3 protein-coding genes are annotated in these 3,094 nt (G+C 70.3%); all 3 read right to left on the bottom strand.

Features of this window, described 5'->3' with window-relative positions:
* Positions 1-103: 103 nt before the first annotated feature.
* Entirely contained in the window at positions 104-1,042 is a 939-nt protein-coding gene (locus tag JNW98_RS00630) for an FG-GAP repeat domain-containing protein (protein ID WP_223766048.1), read from the bottom strand.
* A gap of 116 nt (positions 1,043-1,158) precedes the next feature.
* Positions 1,159-2,028, bottom strand: a complete 870-nt coding sequence (locus tag JNW98_RS00625) for an FG-GAP repeat domain-containing protein (RefSeq protein WP_223766047.1) — start codon at positions 2,026-2,028, stop codon at positions 1,159-1,161.
* Positions 2,029-2,218: 190 nt separating this feature from the next.
* Positions 2,219-3,094: FG-GAP repeat domain-containing protein (locus tag JNW98_RS00620; RefSeq protein ID WP_223766046.1), on the bottom strand; the 876-nt coding region annotated here is incomplete at its 5' end.

The following is a 3,094-nucleotide window of genomic DNA, read 5'->3' as shown; positions in this document are numbered from 1 at the left end:
GCCGTGGTCACGACGCGGGGGAGTGCGCGGCCGCCGGAGCGGCGGCCGTGGGTGTGGGTCACGTAATTCTCCGTACGAAAAATACCGAAGAGGAGTGTAACGGTCAGAAGACCAGGCGGTACTGGTTCCAGCCCGAGCTGTCGATCTTGACCCGGGACTGGTACGGCGAGGACGCCTTGCCGGTGCCCTTGTAGAGCCACAGGGCGCCCTTGCCGTCCACGGCGAGCAGGTCGGCGTGGCCGTCCAGGTTCACGTCGCCGGTCGCGACCAGCTTGGTGAACTGGTTCCAGCCGCCCCCGACCTTCGTCCGGGCCGCGAAGGGCTTGTTGATGTCGCCGGTGCCCTTGTAGAGCCAGAGCGTGCCGGACTTGTCGCGGGCGACGATGTCCGTCTTGCCGTCGCCGGTCAGGTCGCCGCGGCCGGTGATCGCGGTGAACTGGCCCCAGCCGCCGCCGACCCGCTTGCGCGGGGCGATCTTGGCGTAGTCGCGGCCGAGCTTGCCGTTGGCCTGGTGGACCCAGAGGACGCCCTGCTTGTCGCGGGTGAGGAGGTCGGAACCGTAGGTTCCGCCGAGCTCGCCCGGGGTGAAGAAGGTGTCGTAGCCGTTGAAGCCGCGCGCCATCTCGGTGGGGCGGCCCGCGGTGCCCTGGTAGGCGACGATGCCGTTGTCCAGCAGGCCGTAATGGCCGTCGAGGACGCCGTCGCGGTTGTGGTCGACGAACGTGTCCGCCTTGATGTGCTCCCAGCCCTTGGCGCTGCCGGAGCCCAGCGACTTGAGGCCGCCCTTGCCGTCAGGCCCGTAGATCCGGGCGACGGACTTGCCGACGGCGCCGACGGGCAGCAGCGGCGCGGCACCGGTCGGCTTCTTGGCGGCGACCGACGGAGCGGCAGCGGCCGGCACGCCCTTGAGGGCGGCGGAGAACTGCTCGGCGGGGCCGTCGGCCAGCGCCGTGCCGGCGGTGGCGCCGACGAGGGTGACGGCGATGGCCGTCGTGACGAGGCGCGGCAGGGCGCGCCCCTTGCGGCCGGAGGTGTGGGCCACTTGGGTCTCCTGAGGAAGGAAGTGCTGGGAAGTGTGGAGTCCGGCGGAGCCGGGGACGGGCCGTGCCGCCGGCGAGCGGGGCACGGCCCGGTGGTGCGGTGTCAGCACACGACGGGTCAGGAGACCACGCGGTACTGGTTCCAGCCCGAGTTGCCGATCTTCACCGGGGCCTTGAAGGGCGCGGCGGCCTTGCCCGTGCCCTTGTACAGCCAGAGGGCACCCTTGCCGTCCCGGGCGAGCAGGTCGCTGCGGCCGTCGCCGTCCGTGTCGCCGTTGGAGAACAGGTGGTTGTACTTGTTCCAGCCGCCGCCGACCTTGGTGCGGGCCGCGAAGGGCTTCGTGGTGCTGCCGGTGCCCTTGTAGAGCCAGAGGACGCCGTCCCGGTCGTGGGCGACGATGTCCGTCTTGCCGTCACCGGTGTAGTCGCCGCGCCCGGCCAGCTCGGTGTACGTCCCCCACTCGGCGCCCCGGAGCTGGATCTCCTTGACGAGCCCGCCGTTGAACTTGTTGAAGCGGACGTTGGCCCTCCCGCCCTTGCCCAGCGCGACGAGGTCGGTCTCCTTGCCGCCACCGAGGTCACCCGGGGCGATGAGGCCGTGGTAGAAGTACCCGTAGTTGGGCACGAGGTTGGTGTCGCGGCCGGTCAGGGCCTGGAACTTGAGGTCGCGACCGTTCTCGCTGATGAAGTAGTCGCCGTCGTGGCGGCCGTCGGCGTCACGGTCGACCTGCGCGAGTTCGCGCACGTTCTTCCACGGGCCGCGGGCCTCGCGCGGCTTCAGGCCGCCCTTGCCGTCGACCTCGTAGACGTAGAAGTTGTCGTTCTCGGCGAAGGCGCCCACCGGGAAGACCGGTGCGGAAGCGCTCGGCTTCTTCGCCGCGGCGGCCTGCGCCCCCGAGCCCTGTGCGGCGGCCACCCCGGCCGTCCCCCCGACCAGGGCCACCGCGACCGCGGCGGTGACGAGGCGCGAGAGACCGCGCCCGGACATACGAGAAACACGCGTAACAGAAGTCATGGAAAGTTCCCCCCAACCATGAAAAAGGTGTGCGGTGCCGTCCTCCGTACAGGGAGAACAGCACTGGATCCTCACCGAAGGTGAGATCCGGCGGAGCCGTCACCGGCCCGTGCCGCCGCCGACCGGCGGGGCACGGCCCGGTAACGCGTCACCGCGAGGGCGGTCAGTACACCAGTCGGTACTGGTTCCAGCCCGAGTTGCCGATCTTCACCGGGGCCTTGAAGGGCGCGGCGGCCTTGCCGGTGCCCTTGTAGAGCCACAGGGCGCCCTTGCCGTCGACGGCGAGCAGGTCGCTGCGGCCGTCGCCGTTCAGGTCGCCGTTGGAGAAGACCTTGGTGTACTTGTTCCAGCCGCCACCGACCTTGGTGCGGGCCTCGAAGGGCTTCTTGGCGTTGCCCGTGCCCTTGTGCAGCCAGAGGACGCCGTTGCGGTCCTTGCCGACGATGTCGGTCTTGCCGTCACCGGTGAGGTCGCCGCGGCCCGTGATGTCGGTGTACTGGGCCCACTCCTTGCCGCCGATGAAGGTCTGGCCGGAGAAGGTGCCGTCCTCCTTCATGACCCAGAGCTGGAGGTGGCCGTCGCGCTTGCTGCGGGCCAGCAGGTCGGACTGGCGCGACCCCGCGAGGTTCCCCGGCGCCAGGATCTTGTCGTAGAAGTGACCGAAGCCCGGCACGACGTTGCGGGCGCGGCCCGCCATGCCGATGAACTTGAGGTCGTTGCCCTCGACGTAGTAGTTGCCGTCCTGACGGCCGTCCGCGTCACGGTCGACCCACGCGGACTGCGTGATGGCCTTCCAGTTGCCGCCGCCGAGCTGGCGCGGCTTGAAGCCGCCCTTGCCGTCGACGTCGTAGAAGTAGAACTTGTCCGTCTTGGTGACGGCACCGAGCGGGAAGACCGGCGCGGAAGCGCTCGGCTTCTTCGCCGCGGCGGCCTGCGCCCCGGAGGTCTGCGCGGCGGCCACGCCGGCCGTCCCCCCGACCAGCGCCACGGCGATGCCGGCGGTGACGAGGCGCGAGAGGCCACGTCGAGAAACACGTGA

Origin of the sequence: Streptomyces huiliensis, from assembly GCF_020037025.1 — a bacterium.
Taxonomy (GTDB): Bacteria; Actinomycetota; Actinomycetes; order Streptomycetales; family Streptomycetaceae; genus Streptomyces; species Streptomyces huiliensis.
The sequence above is the reverse complement of the archived record's forward strand: the minus strand, read 5'-3'. Positions and strand labels throughout refer to the sequence as shown.